Genomic DNA, 21,525 nt, shown 5'->3' with positions numbered 1-21,525 from the left:
CCATCCCTCGCCGACGCCTCGCTACTTCTTCTTCGCCGGTCCGAAATCCGGTTGCCAGGCGGCTTCCTTGCGGCTCGGCGCCGCCGCGATCACCTTGGATTTTTCCTTCTTCGGCTTCTTGGTTTCGCGATTACCGCGTTGCTGGCCCTTTGCCATGTCGCTCTCCGTTGGTTCGAGCTCGTCGAGCTCATCCGATTGCAGCAGCCGTCCACGAGGGGTGCAGACCCTGACGTCCATGTAGCCTTCGCGCAGCAGTTTTCGAGCGAGGCGCAGCGCGAACGTCGCCTTGCCGCGACCGAGATTGGAGCTGCCGTATTCGTTGGTCCCGCTGACCAGATACGGCACAATTGTTGCCCTAGCCATTGAAGATGGCGGCCGCGCCGACGAGAAGCAGAAGAAACCGCGGAACCATCACCGGCGGCACGATCCGATCCGCGATGCGAACGCACGCCATCGAACGCTCCTGCGAAGCCTTCGGCGGGAGCACACGTGCCCCTCAGTCACCGGTCGAAGCCGTTGAGACGTGCGGTGATGGCAGCGACCCTACGCCCGCACCGAGCCAATAGCGAGGGTTAAAATGCTGCGGAAACAATGGCTGCTGTGACATCGTCGCTTGCCGGCCCGGCGACGATAGTACTGGCTATTGCTGCGGCGAGCGCGCATGGTCGTGACGGCCGGCACCGGTTGGGGCTTCACTTGCGAAAGGCAGGCGTGCATGACCATCCGCTCGCGGCGTGAAACCGTCACCTTCAGGCATCCGTTCCGCATCCGCGGCGTCGAGCGCATGTTGCCAGCCGGCGCCTATGAGGTCGTCACTGACGAGGAGGCGATCGAGGGCCTGACCTTCGCGGCCTATCGCCGCGTTGCCACGATGATCACCGTGCCCGCCGAAGGCCCCCGCGGAACCATGGAGATGCTGTCGATCGGCTCGGTCGATCTTGCGAACGCGCAGGCCGCAGACGCGAGCGTGGCGAATGACTGACCGCACCGTCGATCTCGACAAGCACCGCGGCATGGCTGCGCAGAAGGCGACCGACCTGCGCCGCGCGCTGGCCGAGGTCGAGGCCAATGTCAGGGAGCTGCGCGAGCGCGAGGCCGATCTCGAGAACCGCATGATGACGGTGCCCGCCACGTCCTGGCCGGAAGCGGCGGTGAAGGCGCGCCATCTGCTCAACCTCTATGCTGCGAGCCTGCCCGCCGAGGACACACGCCACCGCGCGCTGGTGGCTGCGCTGTTGGACGATTTCGTCCGGCTGTCGGGGGATGACTGAGGCAAACGACGACCGCCTGCAGTCTCGACGCGCGCCATGCTCCGGCCAACCGGGAATCGGGCGGCGATGATTTGAGGGACAATCATGCCAAGAAGCAATCAGGTGACGGAGTAAGCCATGACATTGACCAGCGGCCGCTTTATCGGCCACGAATACGATCGGATGATCGTCCGGTTCTCGATGCATGACGGCGCCAGGGAGATTCCTTGCGCAATCTCGACCTCGGCGATGGACTACCTCGAGCCCAGCCCGCAGGTCAGGCCCGAGCAACGTGAGGCCCAGTTCACTCGCCTGCGGGATCGCATCGAAGCACGCGCGGCGAGCAAATATCGCGCGACGGAGTTCGAAGGCACGCCGCCCGGCATCGTGCTGCGAGGCATCGACTTCAGGCTATAGGGACCCGAGCCTTGACATCCGGCAGGGGCGGCTTGCGCTCAAAAGGCTTCTTCTTCGGCGGCGCGGGCAGCAATCCTTCGCGGATTGCCTGCTTCCGCGCGAGCTTGCGGGCGCGTCGAACGGCCTCGGATTTCTCGCGAGTCTTTCTCTCCGAGGGCTTTTCGTAGGAACGCCGCTGTTTCATTTCCCGGAAGACGCCTTCGCGTTGCATCTTCTTCTTGAGAACACGGAGTGCCTGCTCGATATTGTTGTCTCTGACGAGTACCTGCAATCGATCCTCCTCCTCGCTTGGGGCTGCAAATGCGACACGCCCTGCATGGCAGCCAATTGCGCAGGAGCTTCATTGCGAATTTTGAGGATAGCGCTGCGACATTCGTCGCCAGCTTCGGACAAGTCGATGCGCTTGTCACAGCGATGCAACTTCGCGTTGGCACGTGACCACTCTCATGCAGCCCTGTCAATCGATAAAGCCTTGGCCGCACCTCGACCGGATCGCGTGAAGCCCCTCGATCGAGGCGCTGGAGCTGCCTGGCTGAGCCAAATCCGCCTTGCCGTCCTTGCAGAAAATTGAACGGAACATATATCGAGGGCGTTCGATCAACCGCTGTGCCTTGTTGAATGCGCCTGCGGGCACCTTTTCCAAAGACATCGACGGAGTTGAAAGTGTTCGCGCGATTGTCGCGCGCCAGCCCGTTCGATCCCCGGATTGCGCGGGTTTTGCCGGTTGCACAACGGAGTGAAGCATGAGCGCCAGGAAATCCGCCGAGCTGTCACCCGAAAGCATCGCGCGCTCCAATCGCAGGCGCCTCGCCGCCGAAGAGGGAGCACTTGCAATGGCAGACGTCGAAAGGCAGTCCATCGAGGTTCGCAAGAACATGGCGCGGCTTCGAGAGGCGCGCGAAGCCAAGCAAGCGGCTGACGCAGCCCTTCAGGCGACCTTGCCGGCGCCCACGGTCAGGAAGCGCGCGAGCAGAGCGGCGCGAAAGCCGTCTTCGACGCCGCCGGCGGAGCAGCCATCGCTACCCGCGAACGGTTCATAGCCCCGGAGATCGGGCCTCAGGCGCGCGGGCTCACTTCGCCTGCTTTGCCGCCCGGATCTCGGCGAACTCGGCGTCGGGATGGGTGACGATGGTGGTGAACATGATGCCGCTGATGATGAGCGACCAAGCGGTGTTCCAATAGATCCAAAACACGTGCCAGCCTCCGGTTCGACCTCGTCCGCTTGCGGGATCAGCATAACGGCAAGGCGAGGCTGATGTTCCCGGCGCGAAATACAGCGCTATTTTTGTTTGGTCGGCGGCGGCGTGCGATCGGTTTGGCCGGTGTGGCGCTTTGCCACGACGTCCTCATCGCGCGGACCCTCGCGCGGGCGCGGCGGCGGCTTGGGCTGGCCTTTCTGGCCGCCATGCTTGCCGCCCATGTCGGGCTTGCCTTCGAGGTCGTTTTCACGGGGCATATGGGTCAATGCACTCCCGCGGCATTGGTTCGCAATGCCGATGTGATGTTGTGCCTGTGAACGAGTTCATAGGATCGTCGCCGTTTGCAGTGCACGATCATGTGCGGGCCCCGGGGTTTCAAACAACGGATGGACTTGGCTTGATGCGGAAACGATTGGTCGCCTGGACCATTTTGACCTGCGCGCTGCTGGCGGTGGCCGTGTGGGGCCTGCTCGGGGCACCCAACACTGCGTCCGGCCCGCATCTGCCCTCCCGCAGCCAGACGGCCGCAGTGCGGTAGCCACCGCGCGACCGATACAATTTCGGCATCGATCGATCTTCAACCGGAACTTGGTACGGCGGCACGGCTCCCGCTATCCTCCGGACAAAACGACAAGGCCGTAACGCTGTAAGGAGGAGCCCCATGCCGAAACCGACACGCCGCATCGCGCCACGCGCTGCGATCGCCACCACCCTCGCCTTCCTCACCCTCGTTTCTGGAGTCCGCCCCGGCATGGCCGAGACCTTCGCCTATGTCGGCAACGCCGACAGCAACGACATCAGCGTGTTCAAGCTGGCCGAGAGCGGCGAGATGACACCGGTGCAGACCGCCGCCTTCACCGGCGTCGACAAGCCCGGCTCCTCGACACCGCTCGCGATCACGCCCGACCACCGCGTGCTGATTGCCGGCGTGCGCTCGCAGCCATTCCTCGCGGTGAGCTTTGCGATCGATCCCAAGACGGGCCAGCTCAGCCCTATCGGCAATGGTCCGCTCGCCGACAGCATGGCGAACATCGCCGTCGACGGCGGCGGCAAATTCCTGTTCAGCGCCTCCTATGGCGGCAACAAGGTCGCGCTCAATCCGCTGCTCGCCAACGGCGTCGCCGGCGAGCCGAAGCAGGTGATTCCGACCGGGCTGAACGCGCACGCCTTCCTGCCCTCGCCCGACAACCGCTTCGTGTTCGCGACCAATCTCGGTTCGGATCAGGTGCTGACCTTCGCGTTCGATGCAGTCGCGGGCACGCTGGCGCCGAGCGATCCGCCGGTGACCAAGGTACCGGAGAAATCGGGACCGCGGCACTTCGTGTTTCATCCCAACGGCAAGTTCGTCTATCTCATCCATGAACTGAACGGCGACGTCGCGGCGTTCAGCTATGAGGCCAAGAGCGGCGCATGGGACGAGGTCCAGCGCACCACCGCGCTGCCGGAAGGCTTTTCCGGCAAGCCCTGGGCCGCGGACATCCACATCACCCCGGACGGCCGCTTCCTCTACGCCTCCGAGCGCACCACCAACACGCTCGCCGGCTACAAGGTCGACGCAACAAGCGGCAAGCTGACCGCGATCGGCAGCGTACCGACGGAGAAGCAGCCGCGCGGCTTCCACATCGATCCGTCGGGGCGTTACCTCGCCGCGGTCGGCGAGCTCTCCGACAGCATGACGGTCTATGCGATCGACCAGAGCAGCGGCGCGCTCGCCAAGCTGAAATCCTATCCCACCGGCAAGAAGCCGAACTGGGTGGAGTTCTTGAGTCTGCCGTGAGGGATCCAGTGCCTCCACAGCGTCATGGCCGGGCTTGACCCGGCCATCCACGCCTTGCCCGCGGTGCGAAGAACGTGGATGCCCGGGACAAGCCCGGGCATGACGAGTTTGTCGGGCGGCAACCACCGGCGAACCTCTTCGCTTATGCAGCGACTAAATCAACGGGCGGCATCGCGCCGCCTGCGCTGCGGCATTTCTCATCCGGTCAGCCCATGGCCCGCTGCTGCCGCTTCTGCTATCGATTGAAGCCTTCTTGCGGCCAACCGGAATGACCGATGCGTCCATTGCCTGCGCGTTCCTTTCCCAAAAAACTCGTTGCTCTCGCCGGACTGGTTCTGCTGTCCGCCCAGCCCGCGCGCGCCGCCGATGACGACGCGCCCAAGGGGCCCGCGGTCACGGTGCTGAAGGTCGCAAAATCCTGCTTCTCCGACATCGTCGAGGCCACCGGCACGATCATCGCGCGCGAGGAGACCTCCGTGCGGCCGGAACGTCCCGGCCTGAAGGTCACGGACGTGCTGGCGGAAGCCGGCGACACCACCACGGCCGGCCAGGTGCTGGCGCGGCTGGCGCTGCCCGAGGGCGGCACGCTTCAGGTTACCGCCCCTGTGGCGGGCGTGATCGCGACCTCGACCGCGCAGATCGGCAACCTCGCCTCGGCCAAGGGCGAGGCGCTGTTCACGATCGTGGCGCGCAGCGAATATGATCTCGTCGGCCTGGTCGCGACCACCGATATTCGGAAGCTCGCGGTCGGCCAGCAGGCGACGGTGCGCATTGCCGGCGCGGGCGATCTCGACGGCAAGGTGCGCCGCATCGGACCGACCGTCGAGCCGAACATCCAGCAGGGCATGGTCTATATCGGCATCTCCTCGCAGAAGCGGCTGCTGCTGAACGCGAGCGGGCGCGCGCTGATCAAGACCGGGCAGAGCTGCAACGTCGCGGTGCCCCTGACCTCGATACAGTATTCATCCGCCGGCACCGTGGTGCAGGTGATCCGCCGCAACCGCGTCGAGACCAAGCGGGTTGAGATCGGGCTGATGTCGGGCGGCAATATCGAGGTTCGCGACGGCCTCAACGAAGGCGATATCGTCGTCGCCCGCGCCGGCGCGATCCTGCGCGAAGGCGATCCGGTGCGCCCGGTGATGGCCACGGAAGCCGCGAAGTAAGTCTCGCCTCAACCGTCATTGCGAGCGAAGCGAAGCAATCCAGAATCTTTCCGCGGGGAGACCCTGGATTGCTTCGCTGCGCTCGCAATGACGATGTGGGGGCAGAGGTGCGTTACACGCGCATACCGTAGGGTGGGCAAAGCGACTTGTCCGCCGTAGCTCGGCGAGCGAAGGCGGAAGCGTGCCCACATCTTCTATCGAATTCTTGGAGAGATGGTGGGCACGGCACTTTGCGCCTTTGCCCACCCTACAATTTGCGGCTAGCCGCCGGCTGCTTCGCCGAAATGGACGTCCTCGAGCAGCGAGGAGGAGATGGTCGGGACCTGGTCGCCTTCGGAGGCGCGGGAGATGGCGACGCGGGTCTTGTTGAAGACGCTTTCGGCGCTGCCCTGCGCAGTGAGGTTGGTGAGGAACTCGCCGACCAGCACGCTGTGCTCGCCCTTGTCGTCGTCGACGACCTTGCCGGGCGAAGCCGAGGAAAGGATCAACGCGTTGTCCGTCGCGCTGATCGGTGCAAGACCATGGCTGTAGGAGCGGAAGCGGCGCTCGTAGGGGTTACGGCGGGAGGCGTCGACGACGACGAGCTTGGCCTTGGCGCCCTGCTCCTTCATCATGTCGAGCACGCCGTCGATGGAGACGCCCTGGCGGCGGACGTCGCTTTCCTTCCAGATCACCGCATCGACCGGCAGCATGTAGCTCTCGCGGCCGGCCTGCACGCCGTAGCCGCCGAAGAACAGCATGACGACGGTGTCGCGCTTGATCCGGGACTTCAGGCGGTTGACGGCGCGGACCATGTCGTCCTTGGTCGCGTCTTCCACCATATCGACGTCAAAGCCGCTCTTGCGGAGCGACGAGGACAGCGCGCGGGCGTCGTTGATCGACTGCGTCAGCGGCGCGCTGGCGTCGGGATAATGTCCATTGCCGATGACGAGGGCGAGGCGGGACGACTGGCCGATCGAGCCGGTGACCTCGTCGGTCGACACGGCCTTGGCGGCATCGATCGCGCGCATGTTGAGGGCAGCATGGGCGCCGATCACGAGCGACACCGTGCCGATGAGGGCTGCGGCCACCGCAATCGTGCGCCTGGAAAGCTCGAGCTGCCTTACATTCATCTCGGTTCGTTCCTGTGCCAAAGACCAGCCAAGCGCGCGCACAATGTTTGAGTAGCGCGATGGTGGCTTCAGGTTTGAGGGATTGGCCGGGGATGTGCCCCCGAACTGCGCGCAATTTGCGGCGCCGCACCAAACAAAGCCTTAACCGGATATCTCCTCCCCGGCAATAGATCGCTCAAAATTTGAGCTAAGTGACTGAAGATATTGGTTAATCCTCCGAGCAGAATTTGCACGTTTTTTCGTCGCGAGCCCCTTGTAACGGCCTTAATCAAGCAGCTCCCGTGCCGGATTTTTCCGTGACCGCCATCACATTTGAATTTCCCGCGAATCCGGGTAGCTTTTTCAAAGACTTGGAGGGGGTGGCGCGCAGATGGGAGCGCGCCGGCCGGCCCCCGGCCAAAGCCCCGCGACCAGGTATTTCATGAGCTTTCATTATTTTGCCGGCGCCGCCTGCCGGGCGCTGACGGCGCGAAAAGACGGCCCCTCGCTTTACGACGTCTGCGATCCCGTATTGTCGGGCCCAGCCAGCGGCGATCCGCATCTGGCCAAGTTCTACAAGACCGCGCTCGGCAATCCCGCATTGCGGATCCTGCTCCGCCGCGCCGGGCTGCCCGAGTTGCGCGACGAGGCGAAGCTGACCCGGCTTCGCACGGCACTGGTGCGGGCACGCGACGACGCCGAGCCCGACTGGGCGGCGGTCGGCCAGCCCGTCGCCGATCTCGTCGACAGCATCGCGCTCGATCATCCAAAGCCGCCGCCGGCGATATTCACCGGCCTAGCGCCGCAACAAGCGCAGATCGACGGCGTGATCCGCGACTGCGCGCAGCATCTGCTCGGCTCGTACCGCAAGAACGGTTTCCTGCCGACCTATGCCGCCTTCAACCTGATCGGCGACCCCGATGTCCGCGGGCGCGAGCTGACCATGGCGCTGACGGGGCTGAACGCGCGTGGCTACAAGAATTCCTCGCTGCTGTTCAACCTCGCCCGCGTCTTCATCGCGCGCTCACAGGCAGCGGCCGTCGTCAATCCGCCCTGGAGCGGCATTGCCGAGCCGATGTGGGAGCCGGTGCAGATCCGACACCGCTCGGCCTATTACGACGCGTTCTTCATCGAGGCGCTGCTGAGCTATGTCGAGACCGGGCTCGCCTCGCCGGCCGACAAGATTGCATCCGAGCGTGCGATCGCCGACATGGTCGATTTCTGCGTCAACATCAGCCGCGAAGAGGTCGAGGGCATCGACGGCGCACGCTTCAATGTCATCACCGCGCTCGCGCCGGCGCCGCATCCGCGCTTCTCCCGCTTCTTCGCCCAGATCAAGCAGGACCTCGGCTTCGGCGTCTACGTGCCGGATTGCGACACCACGGCGTGCTCGATCTCGGCAGCGACGCAAGCCGGCTGCACCGATCCGATCATCGACCAGCCGCTGCTGGACTTCTATTCGGGCTATCAGGTGCTCGCCGGCGTCAACGAGCCGCGCGTGACCGTGCCGCTCAACGACAACATCGACTACGAGGGCGGCGTCGCGACCTGGATCGATAACCTCAAAGGCGAGCGGCCCTACGGCAACGATCTCGATCCGACGCTCAATCTCGACATTCTCGAGGTGAGCTTCCGCAACCTCGCGCGCTGGAAGATTTTGGAGACGCCGGCGCGGCTGGCGACCGTGCATCGCATCATCGGCTTCCAGAAGCGGCTCGCCGCCAGCGGCGCCTTCGCCAATCCGCGCTCGCACATCTACTATCTGCCCGAGCTCTACAGCGCCTATTTCGGCCGCTGCTATGCGGCCTTCCTGGCGCTGCCGCTGGCGGCGCAGGCGGCGATCGACCCCGACGGCGATTTCGATTTCATCCGCCATCGCGTGCTCTCCTACGTCAAGGGCGAGCTGATGGCCGCGGAGATGAACGTGTTCGACGCGGCGCTGGCGCTGATCGCGCTCGGCCATCTCGGCGCCGACCCGCGCGCCTTCGCGCCGGCGCTGAACGTGATCGTCGCGAGCCTCGGCGAAGGCGGTCGCCGCGGCCCGTTCCGCGCCTATGAATGGAACAAGATGAAGACGCCGACGCGGATTCTGGTGGGTGGTCCCGAGGTGACGTCGGCCTTCGTGCTGATGGGGCTGGCCGTGGCGAAGCGGGCGATGGCGCGGGGGTGAGGAGTCCTCTTACCCTCCCCTGGAGGGGGAGGGTCGATTGCGCGCAGCGCGAGCGGGGTGGGGTGACGGTCTCTCCGCGACGAACAGCGCCCGAGTGGAGAGATCACCCCACCCCGTCACGCAATCTCGCTTCGCTCGATCGCGTGCCGACCCTCCCCCTCCAGGGGAGGGTAAGCAAGCCACGCTACAATGACGGGAAGTTGACAGCTCAATCGTTGGGCAGGCGCTGGCCGGGCGGCCAAAAGCCGACCACAATTGCGACGTCTATCGAGATTTTCCTCACACGCGGACCGGCATGTTGCGAAAATTCCTGATTGCGCTGTCTTTGCTCGCCATCCCTTCGCTGGCCCAGGCCGCCGACATCACCGGCACCGCAAAGGTCCGCTCCGGCGATTCCGTCCTGATCGGGAACACGCGGGTCCGGCTCGGCGGCATCGACGCACCCGCGGTCGACCAGCTCTGCCTCAATACAAAAACCGAGCGCTGGACCTGCGGCATCGCGGCGCGCGACGAGCTCGCCAAATACACCGAGGGCAAGAACTGGGTCTGCCACGCCCGCGCGATCGACCGGCGCGGCCGCACCGTGGCGCGCTGCGAGGTCGGCGGCGAGGACATCCAGAAATGGCTGGTGCGCAGCGGCTGGGCACTTGCCTACACCCGCGTCTCTCACGACTACGAACCCGATGAAGCCGCCGCGCGCGAGGCAAAGGCCGGCATGTGGCAGGGCGCCTTCATCGCGCCGTGGGACTGGCGCGTCCGCAACAAGAAGACCACCATCCTGGGCGCGACCAAGCCGCCCGAGGGCGCGCATGCGGTGCTGCTCGCCTCGGCCTCCGGGCCGGTCGCGCCCTCGCCGGACTGCACCATCAAGGGCAACGTCAACACCGCCGGCGAGTGCATCTATCACCAGCCGACCAGCCGCTGGTACACCCAGATCAAGATGAAGATCAGCAAGGGCACCCGCTGGTTCTGCTCGGTGGAAGAGGCCGAAGCCGCCGGCTGCCGCGAGACCAAGAGATGAGTGCATGGTCCGGAAAAGTGTGAGGCGGTTTTCCGACAAGACCATGCTCGAAACAAAAACCACCCCAGACCTGCGTTTTGCGTGCTTTTCTTGGGCTTCCACGGCGCGTAGAACGTGAGTCAGCGACCCACCAGCCTGTTCTCAAGCAACAAGGACCAACAGCAATGACCGTTCGCGCGGGCCGGGAATTTCTGGCCATCCCCGGGCCCACCACGATGCCCGACGAGGTGCTGCAGGCGATGCATCGTCCGGCGATCGACATCTACTCCAAAGAGATGCACGAGCTGACCGATACGCTTCTCGCGGACATCTCGAAGCTGTTCGCGACCAAGGGCAAGTCCTACATCTACATCGCCAACGGCCATGGCGCCTGGGAAGCCGCGCTGAGCAACGTGCTGTCGCGCGGCGACAAGGTGCTGGTGCTGGAGAGCGGGCGCTTCGCGATCGGCTGGGGCAACGCCGCCGCCCTGATGGGCGCCGAGGTCGAGGTGCTCAAGGGGGACTGGCGCCGCGCGGTGCGGCCGCACGAGGTCGAAGAGCGCCTGCGCCGCGACAAGGAGCACACCATCAAGGCCGTCGTCGTCGTCCAGGTCGACACGGCCTCGGGCGTGCAGAACGACATCGAGGCGATCGGCAAGGCGATCAAGGCCAGCGGCCATCCCGCGCTGTATATGGTGGACACTGTCGCCTCGCTCGGCTGCATGCCGTTCGAGATGGACAAATGGGGCATCGACGTCGCGATGTCCGGCTCGCAGAAGGGCCTGATGACGCCGCCCGGCCTCGGCTTCGTCGCGGCGAACGCGCGCGCACTCGAGGTGCAGAAGACGGCCAACATGTCGACGCCCTATTGGAGCTGGAGCGAGCGCGAGGGCAGCGAGAATTATCGCAAATATGCCGGCACCGCGCCGGTGCATCTGTTGTTCGCGCTGCGCAAGGCGATCGACCTGCTGCACGAGGAAGGGCTCGAAAACGCGTTCCGCCGCCACAGTCTGCTCGGCGAGGCCGCGCGCCGCGCCGTCTCCGCCTGGTCGGAGGGCCAGGTGCTCGGCTTCAACGTCGCGGAGGCGAGCGAGCGCTCCAACACCGTGACCACGGTGACCATGAGCAATGGCCACGATCCGGCGCTGCTGCAGCGCTATTGCAAGGACAAGTGCGGCGTCGTGCTCGGCACCGGCATCGGCGATCTCTCGGGACAAGCCTTCCGTATCGCCCATATGGGCCACGTCAATGCGCCGATGCTGCTCGGCACGTTGGGGGTGGTCGAGATCGGGCTGAATGCGCTGAAGATCCCGCACGGCAAGGGCGGGCTGGAAGCCGCGGTCGCGTATCTCGGCGAGCAGGTGGCGGTGTAGCGGTAAGCCACAAGCACCTCCGTCGTTCCTGCGAACGCACGGCTTCTTTCTTCCTTCTCCCCTTGTGGGAGAAGGTGGCGTAGGCGGCCTTCGGCCGCCGTTCTTAGAAACGCCGAAGCGAAGCTTCGGCTATGGCGCCGGATGAGGGGTTGTCTCAGCGAACTCAATCGCGAGATGGACTCGCGGATAGATACCCCTCACCCGTCTCGCCGCTACGCGGCGAGCCACCCTCTCCCACAGGGGGAGAGGGGAAGTTCAGCGCGCGACTCGATACGCTTCGACTTGAACCTTCAGCGCATCAAGCGACGCGAGCGGCGCCTCAGGATCGACGCGATACTCTCCGCTCGCCAGCCATTTCAGCACCATCGCGTCCACGGCCGGCGAATGGTGGATGACGTCGCTGTAGTTATCGAGATCGTGCGTCACCGCCCTGATCGCACGGAAATCGTACAGACGCACATTCGGAAGCTGCGTCAGCCGCTCGGCGATGCGCGCGGTGAGGTCGGTGACGATCTTCAGCGTCGCAGGCGAGGCATCGCGCATCGCCACGAACTGCAGAATCGAATAGGGCGGCAAGTAGATGTCGAAGGTCACGTCCGGATGACGCGTGATCAACCCGACGGCGTCGCGCTCGAAATGCCGGAGCATGGCGTCGTAGCCGTAGCCTTCGCCGAGGAAGCGGCTGCGCACGGGGCTCGTGATGTAGGCGAACGAGGCAAGCGTCTTCATCGCATTGTAGTCACGCGCAATGTCGAAATCACGCGGCAGCGCGTAGATGTCGTCGACGTCGGACAGCGCGAACTTGACGGGGAGAAACGGCGCCGCCTGGGTCAGCGGCCGCTGCAGCGGCGGGATCGACCGCAGCAGCGCGAACAGGGATTCCTTCGCCATCGCGGCGCTGAACAGATAGGACGCGATGCCCTTCGTTGTTTGGCGATAGAGATCGACGGACAGAAAGGGATCGGCCTCGATATCGGCCGCATCAACAAAGATGAAATCGTCCATCGCCCAGATCACGCGCCGGGCGCCGCGCTCGATCGCCCGCTCCAGCACAAAGCCCTGCTGGCGCGAATTGGACCCGGTCATCGCCAGCTTGAGCGAGTGGACACCGAGCGCGCGATCGATGTCGCTCTGGCGGAAATGGATCGCGAGCGAGGTGCCCATGAAGGCGGTGTCGAACGACTGGCTGCGGATCAAGCCGGCATTCTGCACGCGCGTGTCGTCGGAATAGAAGGCCAGTCGCGACGGACGGAACAGTTGCAGGGGATCGACGAGATAGGTGAGCACCGCCGCGCCCAGCACGCATGTGATGCTGGCGAGCAGAAGACGTCTCAGATGTGTGAAATTGCCCCGCATCAGAACCGGAAATAGATGAATTCGCTGTAGCTCTGGATCCCGAGAATCCCGAGAGCGAGCACCAGCGACGCGCCGTAGAGAAACAGCGGCCGCATCCGCCCTGCCGGCAGGGCCTCGCCGACCCTGCGGTTGTCGTGATCGTATCCCATGATCGCTTGCGTGTTCGGCGCCAGCCACACCAGCGCGGCGTAGATCGACACCAGAACCAAGGCGGCGACCTCCTCGCGGCCGAGGACGATATTCGACGGATCGGCCATCGCGTGGAGGACGCGCAGCGCCCAAGTAACGCTCTCGGCGCGGAAGAAGACCCAGGCCACGACGACGGCGAGGAACGTCAGCATGGCTCCGACGATGCGGACCGGGCGCACGAGCAACGTCGGGACGTTGGGCACCAGCGCGTTGAAGGCATGATTGACGCAGAGATATGCGCCATGCAGCGCGCCCCAGGCGACAAAAGTCCAGGCCGCGCCGTGCCAGAGCCCACCGAGCAGCATCGTGATCGTCAGATTGACATAGCGCAGCACACGGCCGCGGCGGTTGCCGCCGAGCGAGATGTAGAGATAGTCGCGCAGGAACTGCGACAACGTCATGTGCCAGCGGCGCCAGAACTCGACGATGCTGGTGGCCTTGTAGGGTGAGTTGAAATTCACCGGCAGGAAGATGCCGAACATCAGCGATATCCCGATCGCCATGTCGGAATAGCCGGAGAAGTCGAAATAGAGCTGGAATGTGTAGGCGAGCGCACCGCACCAGGCCTGATCAAAGCTCGGCGAGCGCGCCTCGAAGGCGAGCGCCACCAGCGGCTGGATGCCGTCGGCAAGGCAGGTCTTCTTGAACAGGCCGATCGCGAAGATGACGATTCCGCACAGGATCAGGTGCGCGTCCGGATACTTGGTCTCCTTCCGCTCGAATTGCGGAATCATGTCCTTGTGGTGAAGGATCGGCCCCGCGATCAGGTGCGGAAAGTAGGTCACGAACAGCGCATAGTGCGGCAAGGCGTAACGCGCGACCTGGCCACGATACGCATCCACCAGGAACGCGATCTGGGTGAAGGTGTAGAAGGAGATGCCGACCGGCAGCAGGATATGGACCGCGACATGCGTGCCGGCCAGCGCATTGATGTTCTCGGCGACGAAGCCGGCATATTTGAAGATGCCGAGCACGAGAAGGTCGCCGACGACGCCGAGCGCGAGCGCCGCCTTTCGTTGCACTGGGGCGAGCTCCGCCGCGATCAGGAGATAGCCGACGCCGTAGTTGAAGGCGATCGAGACCAGCAGCAGGCCCACGAACTGCCAGCTGCCGATGGCGTAGAAGGCGAGCGAGGCCAGCGCCAGCCAGATCACCGGCGCCAGGTTGCTGCGCCGCCCGAGCCAAAAATAGCCGGCCAGCACGGCGGGCAGGAACAGCAGGATGAACGAGTAGGAATTGAACAGCATCAGGCTGGACCGGCGGCGGGGGTATCGCCCCTAAAGCATACAAGGGGGCGATCAACAACCCGGCGACTTGGCGCAGTCCTTGGCGCAGCGCCGCTGGCAATTCGTGGAATCGGGACGATATAAGGTGGAACACGCGCCTGCTTCTTCTCCCTCTCCCCGTTCTTACGGGGAGAGGGTCGGGGTGAGGGGCCTCTCTCCATACGCGAGATGGTCGAGAGACCTGTACCCCCTCACCCGAATTCGATCTGCGATCGAATTCGACCTCTCCCCGCAGACGGGGAGAGGTAAAGAGGGAGCGCGGCGCGAGCACGAGATGATGAGGACCGAGTGACACAAGCCAAGACACCTTCCCAGCCCCCCGTCGCCCCGCGCCGGCCGCATTCCTTCACGCGGCACGGGATCACCGTGACCGACGACTATGCCTGGCTGAAGGATGAGAAATGGCAGGAGGTGCTGCGGGATCCCGCCGTGCTCGATCCCGACATCCGCAAATACCTCGATGAAGAGAACGGCTACACAGAGAGCCTGCTTGGCCACACCTCGTCACTTCAGAAGACGCTGGTGCGCGAGATGCGCGGGCGGATCAAGGAGGACGATTCCAGCGTGCCCTCGCCCGACGGACCGTTCGCCTATTTCCGCAGGTTTCGCGAGGGTGGGCAGCACGAATTGTTCGGCCGCATGCCGCGCGACGGCGGCGAGGGCCATATCGTGCTCGACGGCGATGCGCTCGCGAAAGACCACAAATACTTCAAGTTCGGCGGCAGCCGCCACTCGAACGATCACAAGCTGCAAGCCTGGAGCGCCGACACCAAGGGCTCGGAATATTTCTCCATCCGCGTCCGCGACTGGGCCACGGGCAAGGATATTGACGATTTGGTCGAGGAGACCGACGGCGGCATCGTCTGGAGCAAGGACTGCAAGAGCTTCTTCTACGTGAAGCTCGACGACAACCATCGCCCGATGCAGGTGTGGCGGCACAGGCTCGGCACCAGACAGGCCGACGACACGCTCGTCTACGAGGAGCAGGATTCCGGCTGGTTCACCCATCTGCATGAGAGCACCAGCGGCCGCTTCTGCGTGATCGCGGGCGGCGATCACGAGACTTCCGAGCAGCGGCTGATCGATCTCGCCCACCCCGAAGCGCCGCCGCGCCTGGTCGCGGCGCGCGAGGACGGCGTGCAATATTCGCTCGCCGACCGCGGCGACGAGCTCTTCATCCTCACCAATGCCGATGACGCCATCGATTTCAAGATCGTCACCGCGCCGCTTGGCGCACCCGAGCGCAAGAACTGGCGCGACCTGATCCCGTATCGTCCCGGCGTCTACATCATCGACCTCGATCTCTATGCCGGCCATCTGGTGCGGCTGGAGCGCGCCAATGCGCTGCCGTCGGTCGTGATCCGCGATCTCGCGACCAGGGACGAGCACGCCATCGCCTTCGACGAGGCGGCCTATTCACTTGATACAATGGGCTCCTACGAATTCGAGACGACGAACTTGCGCTTCGCCTATTCGTCGATGACGACGCCGTCGGAAGTCTATGACTACGACATGGTCAAGCGCACGCGGACCTTACGCAAGCGCCAGGAGATCCCGTCGGGCCACGATGCGGCCGACTATGTCACGACGCGCATCATGGCCAAGGCGCATGACGGCGCCGAGGTGCCGGTGTCGATCCTCTATCGCCGCGGGCTGAAGCTCGATGGCTCGGCGCCGCTGCTGCTCTACGGCTACGGGTCCTACGGCATGGCGATGCCGGCCTCCTTCAACGCCAACCGCCTCTCGCTGGTCGACCGCGGTTTTGTTTACGCCATCGCCCATATTCGCGGCGGCGCCGACAAGGGCTGGGGCTGGTATCTCGACGGCAAGCGCGAGAAGAAGACCAACTCGTTCGACGATTTCGCCGCCAGCGCACGGGCGCTGATCGATGCGAAGTACACCAGTGCAAAGCGCATTGTCGGCCATGGCGGCTCGGCCGGCGGCATGCTGATGGGCGCGGTGGCAAACCGCGCCGGCGAGCTGTTCGCCGGCATCGTCGCCGAAGTGCCGTTCGTCGACGTGCTCAACACCATGCTCGACGACACGCTGCCGCTGACGCCGCCGGAATGGCCGGAATGGGGCAACCCGATCGAGAGCGAGAAGGATTTTCGCACCATCCTGTCCTACTCGCCGTACGACAATGTCGCGGCGAAGGACTATCCGGCGATCCTGGCGATGGGCGGCCTGACCGATCCGCGCGTGACCTATTGGGAGCCGGCCAAATGGATCGCGCGCCTGCGCGCGACCATGAGCGGCGGCGGCCCGGTGCTGCTCCGCACCAACATGGGCGCCGGCCACGGCGGCGCATCGGGGCGTTTTGACCGGCTGGATGAAGTCGCAATCGTCTATGCGTTCGCGCTTTGGGCAGCGGGGATGCCGGAGGCGTGACCTTGTAGCCCGGATGGAGCGCAGCGAAATCCGGGATTCGTGCAGACGGCAAGACCGCCCCGGATTGCGCTGTGCTCCATCCGGGCTGCGGGCCTCTCCCCGCACGCGGGGAGAGGCGAAGGAATTCGGCAGCTCTGTAGGGTGGGCAAAGGCGCATCGCGCCGTGCCCACCATCTTTCAGCAATTGCGACGAGAGCGGTGGGCACGCTTCGCTTTGCCCACCCTACGGCAGCTTAGCTGGTCAGCTCTGCCTCACACCGCCCCATGCGCCTCGACATACAGCGCATACACCGAATGGCTGCTCGCCATATAAAGCCGATTGTTCTTCGGACCGCCGAAGCAGAGGTTGGCGCAGCGTTCCGGCAGCTTGATGAAGGCGAGCGGCTTGCCTTCAGGGTTGAACACCATCACGCCGTCGAGATCCTCGGATTTGCCCCTGAGCTGAAACACCCTGCGGCCGCCGATGTCGGTGGGCTCGGATTGCAGCGCGCCGTTGGAGCCCCAGCCGCACCAGAGATTGCCGTCGCGGTCGACGCGGAAACCGTCGAGCGAGGCCTGGTCGGCGGCGTCGATCAGCTTGGTCTTGCCGCTTAAGGCACCGTCGTCGCCGACATTGTAGCTCCAGATGCTGCGATTGGGCGTGCCCTTCCATTCGACGATGTAGAGCTTCTTCTCGTCCGGCGAGAAGGCAAGGCCGTTCGGATTGACGAGGTCGGTGAGGACGGCGCTGATCTTGCCGTCCTTGGCGATGCGGTAGACGTTGGTGGTGGCCTGCTCGGCCTTCTCCTTCTTGCCTTCCCACTCGCCGTTGATGCCGAACAGCGGATCGGTGAACCAGATGCTGTCGTCGGACTTCACCACGATGTCGTTCGGCGCGTTCAGCCGCTTGCCCTCGAACTTGTCGGCAAGAACCGTGATTTTGCCGTCCTTCTCGGTGCGGGTGATGCGGCGGGTCACGGAGTGCTCGCAGGTGACGAGGCGGCCCTGGCGGTCGCGCGCATTGCCATTGGCGTAGTTGGCGTTGGCGCGGAACACGCTGGTCTGCCCGGTCTTCTCGTCGAACTTCATGATCCGGTTGTTGGGAATGTCCGAGAACAGGAGATAACCGCCCTCGGGGAAATAGGCGGGGCCTTCGGCCCAGCGCATGCCAGTCGCGACTTGCTCGACCGTTGAGGAATAGAGCCGGTATTTTCCAAAGCTGGGATCGAGGATCTGGACGGCGGGATCGGGGTAGCGCTGGTTGGGCGTGAACGGAAACGACTGGGCACCGGCGGTGCGGGCGAGAAGTGCGGAAGCCGCCGCTGCACCGGCGCCGGCCATGAGACTACGTCGCGTGAAATTCATAACAATCCTCCCTGCTCGATAAAAGGCCGGCGCTTGATGCGCCGGCTCGTTTCTTGACGTGACTTAGCTTCGGCCTAGCGGCCGTTCTTCTTCCGCCATTCCGCGAAATCGGTGAGCGTCTGCGGATCAGTAGCCGGATAAAGCCCAAAAATGCCGCGGCCCTTGCCGACTTCCTCGGTGACGAAATCCTCGAACGCCGTCATCTCAAAAGTTTCGTTCGCGATCTCGTCGGCGAGATGCGCGGGGATCACGATGACGCCGTCGCTGTCGCCGAGAATGACGTCGCCCGGAAATACCGGCGCATCGCCGCAGCCGATCGGCACGTTGACCTCGATCGCCTGGTGCAGCGTGAGATTCGTCGGCGCCGAGGGACGATGATGATAGGCGGGAATGCCGAGCTTGGTGATCTCAGCGGAATCGCGGAAGCCGCCATCGGTGACGACGCCGGCGACGCCGCGCTTCATCAATCGCGTCACCAGGATCGCGCCGGCAGAGGCCGCGCGCGCGTCCTTACGGCTGTCCATCACCAGCACGGCGCCCGGCGGACAATCCTCGACCGCCTTGCGCTGCGGGTGGGAGCGATCCCTAAAGACGTCGATGGTGTTGAGATCCTCGCGCGCCGGCATGTAGCGCAGCGTGAAGGCCTCGCCGACCATGGTCGGCTGGTCGGCGCCGAGCGGGTGCACGTCCTGGATCATCTGGATGCGCAGCCCGCGCTTGAACAGCGCGGTGGCGACGGTGGCGGTCGAGACGGATTTGAGTTTTGTGCGGGTGGCTTCGGAAAGTTTGGTCATGTGTATCCTCTTGTCATTCCGGGGCGCCGCGCAGCGGCGAGCCCGGAATCCATCGGGCCGCACGCAACGCGGTGAAATGGGTTCCGGGTTCGCGCTACGCGCGCCCCGGAACGACGGTCAGTAAATCGACGGCTCGCCGATCGGTGCGCCGAAATCAGTCTCCAGGAAGTCGAAGTCGCAGCCGTCATTGGCCTGCTTGATGTGCTTGGTGAACATCCAGCCATAACCACGCTCGAAGCGGCGTTCTGGCTGCTTCCAGGCGGCGCGGCGCTTTTCGAGCTCGGCTTCAGGGACATCGAGGTTGATGGTACGCGCGGCGACGTCGAGCGTGATGCGATCGCCGTTCCGCACCAGCGCCAGCGGCCCGCCGATGTAGGACTCCGGCGAAACGTGCAAAATGCAGGCGCCGTAGCTGGTGCCGCTCATGCGCGCATCGGAGATGCGCACCATGTCGCGCACGCCCTGCTTCACGAGTTTTGTCGGGATCGGCAGCATGCCCCATTCCGGCATGCCCGGACCGCCTTGCGGCCCTGCATTGCGCAGGATGAGGATGTGATCCTCGGTGACATCCAGGTTGGGATCGTCGACCGCCTTCTTCATCGAGGGATAGTCGTCGAACACCAGCGCAGGGCCGGTGTGCTTGAGAAAGCGCGGCGCGCATGCGGACGGCTTGATGACGCAGCCATCGGGCGCGAGATTGCCCTTGAGCACGGCGAGCGCGCCTTCCTTGTAAATGGGGTTATCGACGCCGCGGATGACATCGGCATTGTGCACTTCGGCGCCTTCGATGTTCTCGCCGACCGTCTGTCCGGTAACGGTAATGCAGTCGAGATGCAGATGCGGCTTGATCTGGCCCATCAGCGCCGGTAGGCCGCCGGCATAGAAGAAGTCCTCCATCAGATAGGCATCGCCGCTCGGGCGAACGTTGGCGATCACAGGCACCTTGCGGCTGGCGATCTCGAAATCGTCGAGGCCGATGTCCTGACCGGCGCGGCGGGCCTGCGCGATCAGATGGATGATCGCGTTGGTCGAGCAGCCCATCGCCATGGCGACCGCAATCGCGTTCTCGAACGCCTTGCGGGTCTGGATCAACTTCGGCGTCAAATCCTCCCACACCATCTCGACGATACGGCGGCCGCATTCAGAGGCCATGCGGATGTGGTTGGCGTCCGCGGCGGGAATCGAGGAGGCGCCGGGCAGCGTCATGCCAATCGCTTCCGCAATCGCGGTCATGGTCGAGGCCGTGCCCATAGTCATGCAGGTGCCGTAGCTCCGCGCGATGCCGGCTTCGATATCGAGCCAATCCTTGTCGGAGATCTTGCCGGCGCGCCGCTCGTCCCAATATTTCCAGCCATCCGAGCCGGAGCCGAGCGTCTTGCCCTTCCAATTGCCGCGCAGCATCGGACCCGCCGGCAGATAGATCGCCGGGATGTTCATCGAGGTCGCACCCAGCAGCAGCGCCGGCGTGGTCTTGTCGCAGCCGCCCATCAGCACCACGCCGTCGACGGGATGGCTGCGCAACAGCTCCTCGGCGTCCATCGCCAGCAGATTGCGATAGAGCATCGTGGTCGGCTTCAAGAGCGATTCCGACAGCGACAATGCCGGCAACTCGATCGGCAAGCCGCCCGCCATCAGGATGCCGCGCTTGACGTCGTCGACGCGCGACTTGAAGTGCATGTGGCAGGGCTGCGCGTCCGACCAGGTGTTGAGGATCGCGATGATGGGGCGGTCCTTCCACTCCTCCGGGGCGTAGCCCATCTGCATGGTGCGGGAACGGTGGCCGAACGAGCGGAGGTCGTCGGGCGCGAACCAGCGCGCGCTGCGGAGCTGGTCGGGCGTGATTTTCTTCTTGGTCATGATTGGGTGCCCCATTTCTGCACGGTGTTCCGCTCGATGGCGCGGAAGATCAGGTTCTCGACAAAAAGCCCGATGATAATCACCGTCAAGAGGCCCGCGAACACTGCGGGTATGTCGAGGAGGTTGCGGTTCTCGAAGATGAACCAGCCGAGCCCGCCCTGCCCCGAGGAGACGCCGAACACCAGCTCGGCCGCGATCAGGGTACGCCATGCAAAGGCCCAGCCGATCTTGAGGCCGGTGAGAATCGAGCCGAACGCGGCGGGGATGAGAATTTTTGCGACGTAGGGCAGCCCGCGCAGGCCGTAATTGCGGCCGACCATGCGCAGCGTGTTGGACACGCTCTTGAAGCCGGAATGGGTGTTGAGCGCGACCGGCCACAGCACCGAATGGATCAGCACGAAGACGAGGCTGCCATTGCCGAGACCGAACCAGATCAAGGCGAGCGGCAACAGCGCGATCGCCGGCAACGGGTTGAACATTGCCGTCACCGTCTCGAGGAAATCGGTGCCGATGCGGGTGGAGATCGCGAGCACGGTGAAGATCGCGGCGAGCACGATGCCGGCCGAGTAGCCCATGAACAGCACCTTCAGCGAGGTCCAGGCCCGCATGGGGATGGTGCCGTCCCTGACCCGGTCGTAGAGCGTAACGACGGTGTCGTGCAGCGTCGGAAACAGCAGGGGATTGTCGAGAAAAACCCCGTAGGCCTCCCAGACGGCCGCAAGAAACAGGATGATGACGGTCTTGCGGACGAAGCCATCGTTCCACAACAGCTCCAGAACGCTCAGCTTGCGCTCGACCTCGCCTGCGCCGCTCACGGTGGCAACCGACGCGTCGCGCAGCAATATTCTCGCCTCGCCCATGACAGGCTCCC

General features: G+C 64.4%; 23 protein-coding genes. 11 read left to right on the top strand and 12 right to left on the bottom strand.

Annotated elements, in window-relative coordinates; translation table 11 throughout:
- Positions 1-21: 21 nt before the first annotated feature.
- A complete protein-coding gene (locus AB7245_RS02600; protein WP_049807642.1) occupies positions 22-345 on the bottom strand; it encodes a hypothetical protein in 324 nt (107 codons plus the stop codon).
- Between the two features lie 370 nt (positions 346-715).
- Here AB7245_RS02600 and AB7245_RS02595 point away from each other — a divergent pair, with 370 nt between their 5' ends.
- From AB7245_RS02595 to AB7245_RS02585, 3 genes are all read left to right on the top strand, one after another.
- Complete coding sequence (locus AB7245_RS02595; protein WP_085403708.1) at positions 716-982, top strand: hypothetical protein; 267 nt, start codon at positions 716-718, stop codon at positions 980-982.
- Positions 975-1,271 (top strand): hypothetical protein, encoded by a 297-nt coding sequence (locus tag AB7245_RS02590; protein ID WP_028149307.1) that lies wholly within the window; start codon positions 975-977, stop codon positions 1,269-1,271. Before AB7245_RS02595 ends, AB7245_RS02590 begins: the two co-directional genes overlap by 8 nt.
- 117 nt (positions 1,272-1,388) lie before the next feature.
- Positions 1,389-1,667 carry a DUF1488 domain-containing protein gene (locus AB7245_RS02585; RefSeq protein WP_028149308.1) on the top strand — a complete coding sequence of 93 codons (279 nt, stop codon included), beginning with the start codon at positions 1,389-1,391 and terminating at the stop codon, positions 1,665-1,667.
- Here AB7245_RS02585 and rpsU read toward each other — a convergent pair.
- Both rpsU and AB7245_RS02575 read right to left on the bottom strand, forming a co-directional pair.
- On the bottom strand, positions 1,657-1,938 hold the full coding sequence (gene rpsU / locus AB7245_RS02580; protein ID WP_063980487.1) for a 30S ribosomal protein S21: 282 nt from the start codon (positions 1,936-1,938) through the stop codon (positions 1,657-1,659). The two genes, AB7245_RS02585 and rpsU, sit on opposite strands and share 11 nt — an antisense overlap.
- Positions 1,939-2,124: 186 nt before the next feature.
- Positions 2,125-2,451: a hypothetical protein gene (locus tag AB7245_RS02575; protein ID WP_439035781.1), complete on the bottom strand. Its 327-nt coding sequence runs from the start codon at positions 2,449-2,451 to the stop codon at positions 2,125-2,127.
- Between AB7245_RS02575 and AB7245_RS02570 the strand changes: the two genes are divergently transcribed.
- Positions 2,411-2,707 carry a transcriptional regulator gene (locus AB7245_RS02570; protein WP_439033847.1) on the top strand — a complete coding sequence of 99 codons (297 nt, stop codon included), beginning with the start codon at positions 2,411-2,413 and terminating at the stop codon, positions 2,705-2,707. The genes AB7245_RS02575 and AB7245_RS02570 overlap by 41 nt on opposite strands.
- Before the next feature lie 30 nt (positions 2,708-2,737).
- Here the strand turns inward: AB7245_RS02570 and AB7245_RS02565 are convergent, their stop codons facing one another.
- Both AB7245_RS02565 and AB7245_RS02560 read right to left on the bottom strand, forming a co-directional pair.
- The gene (locus AB7245_RS02565) at positions 2,738-2,860 is read right to left on the bottom strand and encodes a hypothetical protein (protein WP_256376446.1); all 123 of its coding nucleotides are present in this window, start codon (positions 2,858-2,860) and stop codon (positions 2,738-2,740) included.
- Positions 2,861-2,946: 86 nt separating this feature from the next.
- Positions 2,947-3,123 (bottom strand): hypothetical protein, encoded by a 177-nt coding sequence (locus tag AB7245_RS02560; RefSeq protein ID WP_155794778.1) that lies wholly within the window; start codon positions 3,121-3,123, stop codon positions 2,947-2,949.
- Positions 3,124-3,266: 143 nt separating this feature from the next.
- Between AB7245_RS02560 and AB7245_RS02555 the strand changes: the two genes are divergently transcribed.
- From AB7245_RS02555 to AB7245_RS02545, 3 genes are all read left to right on the top strand, one after another.
- Entirely contained in the window at positions 3,267-3,404 is a 138-nt protein-coding gene (locus AB7245_RS02555; protein ID WP_175627410.1) for a hypothetical protein, read from the top strand.
- A gap of 123 nt (positions 3,405-3,527) precedes the next feature.
- A complete protein-coding gene (locus tag AB7245_RS02550; RefSeq protein WP_439033846.1) occupies positions 3,528-4,643 on the top strand; it encodes a lactonase family protein in 1,116 nt (371 codons plus the stop codon).
- Positions 4,644-4,918: 275 nt separating this feature from the next.
- Positions 4,919-5,806 (top strand): efflux RND transporter periplasmic adaptor subunit, encoded by an 888-nt coding sequence (locus AB7245_RS02545; protein WP_439033845.1) that lies wholly within the window; start codon positions 4,919-4,921, stop codon positions 5,804-5,806.
- Positions 5,807-6,066: 260 nt separating this feature from the next.
- On the opposite strand, the gene AB7245_RS02540 is transcribed toward AB7245_RS02545, so the two are convergent.
- Positions 6,067-6,918 carry a caspase family protein gene (locus tag AB7245_RS02540; protein ID WP_439033844.1) on the bottom strand — a complete coding sequence of 284 codons (852 nt, stop codon included), beginning with the start codon at positions 6,916-6,918 and terminating at the stop codon, positions 6,067-6,069.
- Positions 6,919-7,339: 421 nt separating this feature from the next.
- Between AB7245_RS02540 and AB7245_RS02535 the strand changes: the two genes are divergently transcribed.
- The 3 genes from AB7245_RS02535 to AB7245_RS02525 all read left to right on the top strand — a co-directional run bounded on the left by AB7245_RS02535 (position 7,340) and on the right by AB7245_RS02525 (position 11,440).
- Positions 7,340-9,067 carry a hypothetical protein gene (locus AB7245_RS02535; protein ID WP_439033843.1) on the top strand — a complete coding sequence of 576 codons (1,728 nt, stop codon included), beginning with the start codon at positions 7,340-7,342 and terminating at the stop codon, positions 9,065-9,067.
- A 295-nt stretch (positions 9,068-9,362) separates the two neighbouring features.
- Positions 9,363-10,088, top strand: coding sequence for a thermonuclease family protein (locus tag AB7245_RS02530; protein ID WP_071908582.1), 726 nt, complete (start codon positions 9,363-9,365; stop codon positions 10,086-10,088).
- Between the two features lie 164 nt (positions 10,089-10,252).
- Positions 10,253-11,440: a pyridoxal-phosphate-dependent aminotransferase family protein gene (locus AB7245_RS02525; protein WP_439033842.1), complete on the top strand. Its 1,188-nt coding sequence runs from the start codon at positions 10,253-10,255 to the stop codon at positions 11,438-11,440.
- A 255-nt stretch (positions 11,441-11,695) separates the two neighbouring features.
- Here AB7245_RS02525 and AB7245_RS02520 read toward each other — a convergent pair whose 3' ends face one another.
- Together AB7245_RS02520 and AB7245_RS02515 are read right to left on the bottom strand one after the other, a co-directional pair.
- Entirely contained in the window at positions 11,696-12,796 is a 1,101-nt protein-coding gene (locus tag AB7245_RS02520) for a hypothetical protein (protein WP_439033841.1), read from the bottom strand.
- The gene (locus tag AB7245_RS02515; RefSeq protein ID WP_439033840.1) at positions 12,796-14,232 is read right to left on the bottom strand and encodes an MBOAT family O-acyltransferase; all 1,437 of its coding nucleotides are present in this window, start codon (positions 14,230-14,232) and stop codon (positions 12,796-12,798) included. The genes AB7245_RS02520 and AB7245_RS02515 overlap by 1 nt, the downstream gene beginning before the upstream one ends.
- Positions 14,233-14,559: 327 nt before the next feature.
- Between AB7245_RS02515 and AB7245_RS02510 the strand changes: the two genes are divergently transcribed.
- A complete protein-coding gene (locus tag AB7245_RS02510) occupies positions 14,560-16,659 on the top strand; it encodes a S9 family peptidase (protein ID WP_439033839.1) in 2,100 nt (699 codons plus the stop codon).
- A 252-nt stretch (positions 16,660-16,911) separates the two neighbouring features.
- On the opposite strand, the gene AB7245_RS02505 is transcribed toward AB7245_RS02510, so the two are convergent.
- The 4 genes from AB7245_RS02505 to AB7245_RS02490 all read right to left on the bottom strand — a co-directional run bounded on the left by AB7245_RS02505 (position 16,912) and on the right by AB7245_RS02490 (position 21,514).
- On the bottom strand, positions 16,912-18,003 hold the full coding sequence (locus AB7245_RS02505; protein ID WP_439033838.1) for an SMP-30/gluconolactonase/LRE family protein: 1,092 nt from the start codon (positions 18,001-18,003) through the stop codon (positions 16,912-16,914).
- Between the two features lie 74 nt (positions 18,004-18,077).
- On the bottom strand, positions 18,078-18,797 hold the full coding sequence (locus AB7245_RS02500; RefSeq protein ID WP_439033837.1) for a ribonuclease activity regulator RraA: 720 nt from the start codon (positions 18,795-18,797) through the stop codon (positions 18,078-18,080).
- A gap of 117 nt (positions 18,798-18,914) precedes the next feature.
- Complete coding sequence (gene araD, locus AB7245_RS02495) at positions 18,915-20,654, bottom strand: L-arabinonate dehydratase (RefSeq protein WP_439033836.1); 1,740 nt, start codon at positions 20,652-20,654, stop codon at positions 18,915-18,917.
- Entirely contained in the window at positions 20,651-21,514 is an 864-nt protein-coding gene (locus AB7245_RS02490) for an ABC transporter permease (protein WP_439033835.1), read from the bottom strand. The genes araD and AB7245_RS02490 overlap by 4 nt, the downstream gene beginning before the upstream one ends.
- Positions 21,515-21,525 lie beyond the last annotated feature (11 nt).

It is taken from the genome of Bradyrhizobium sp. 604_D8_N2_3, assembly GCF_051810765.1.
GTDB classification, from domain to species: Bacteria; Pseudomonadota; Alphaproteobacteria; order Rhizobiales; family Xanthobacteraceae; genus Bradyrhizobium; species Bradyrhizobium barranii.
The sequence above is the reverse complement of the archived record's forward strand: the minus strand, read 5'-3'. Positions and strand labels throughout refer to the sequence as shown.